Here is a 1,611-nt window from a genome sequence, read left to right as displayed (position 1 = left end):
CCCGCGGAGGATGTCATGATCCGCTGGATCTCCCCCCGAACCTCCCCACCGACCAACCCGACGGCCACCGGCACCCCCACGTCCAAGTGTTCTTCGGACACCGCACCCCCCGGCAGGGCACCCCCGGCCTGGGCAGCCGCGACCGACTGGTGCGCGGCCTCACCCGCCACGGAACCACCAGGCACTTCACCGGGCAGCAGGGTGGCCAGGTCCTGTTCCAGGGCGGTGGCTATGCGGGCGGCGAAGACCAGGCCCTCCAGGAGGGAGTTGGACGCCAGGCGGTTGGCTCCGTGGACGCCCGTGCAGGCGACCTCGCCGCAGGCGTAGAGGCCGGGAACGGACGTGCGGCCGTGCAGGTCGGTGCGGACTCCCCCGCTCGCGTAGTGCGCGGCCGGGACGACCGGTATGGGCTCTGTCACGGGGTCGATGCCGTGGTGCCGGCAGGCCGCGAGGATGGTCGGGAAGCGGTTCTCCCACATCGCGGCGCCGAGGTGGCGGCCGTCCAGCAGCATGTGGGACGCGCCGGTCTCGCGCATCCGGTTCATGATGCCCTTGGCGACGACGTCGCGGGGGGCGAGTTCGGCGAGGTCGTGGCGGCCGAGCATGAAGCGCTCGCCGTCGCGGTCGACGAGGTGCGCGCCCTCACCGCGGACGGCCTCGGAGATCAGCGGCTGCTGGCCCCGCGCGTCCTCGCCGAGCCACAGCACGGTCGGGTGGAACTGGACGAACTCCAGGTCGGTGACCTCGGCGCCGGCGCGCAGGGCGAGCGCGACCCCGTCGCCGGTCGAGACCTCGGGGTTGGTCGTGGCGGAGAACACCTGGCCGAGGCCGCCGGTGGCGAGCACCACCGCGCGGGCCCGGACGGCGCCGACCCCGCCGGGCTGGCCCTCGCCCATGACGTGCAGGGTGATCCCGGCCGCGCGTCCGGCGCCGTCCTTCAGCAGGTCGAGGACCAGGGCGTGCTCGATGACCTCGACGCCGGAGTCCTTGAGCGCGGCGAGGAGGGCGCGGCTGATCTCCGCGCCGGTGGCGTCCCCGCCGGCGTGGGCGATGCGGCGCCGGTGGTGGCCGCCCTCCCGGGTCAGCGCGATCTCGCCGTTGGAGCGGTCGAAGGCGGCGCCGAGCCCGATGAGGTCGCGGACGGCGTCCGGCCCCTCGGTGACCAGGGCGCGGACGGCGTCCGCGTCGCACAGCCCGACACCGGCGGTGAGGGTGTCGGCGAGGTGGTCCTCGGGCGAGTCGTCCGGGGCGAGCGCGGCGGCGATTCCGCCCTGCGCCCAGCGGGTCGACCCCGCGTCCAGGAGCGCTTTGGTGACCAGGAGCACCCGCCCGCGGGGGCGGCAGCGCAGCGCGGCGACCAGCCCGGCGATGCCGGAGCCGATGACGACGACGTCGGTGTCGGTGGTCCAGCCGGGGACGGGGGCGTACAGAACCGAAGGGATCACGAGCCCTCCTCGGGATCGGTTCTCGTCATTATGACCCTAACCCCGATCCCGCCGATCGCCCGCCCCCCGCGGTGTGGCCGCCGACACCCCGGCCGGCGCCCTGACGGACGGCTTCCGACGCGCGCGGGGCCCGACCCCCGAGCCGGGAGCGCCGCCGGGCAAGGTG

General features: G+C 75.2%; 1 protein-coding gene. It reads right to left on the bottom strand.

Translation table 11 applies throughout. The features are described from left to right. Positions 1–1,445, bottom strand: a 1,445-nt coding sequence (locus E1200_RS33260; RefSeq protein WP_131956644.1) for an L-aspartate oxidase, incomplete at its 3' end; no start/stop codon positions are given. Positions 1,446–1,611 lie beyond the last annotated feature (166 nt).

It is taken from the genome of Actinomadura sp. GC306 (assembly GCF_004348665.1).
Lineage (GTDB): Bacteria > Actinomycetota > Actinomycetes > Streptosporangiales > Streptosporangiaceae > Spirillospora.
Note: the sequence above shows the minus strand (reverse complement) of the source record. Positions and strands in the feature narration are given on the sequence as shown.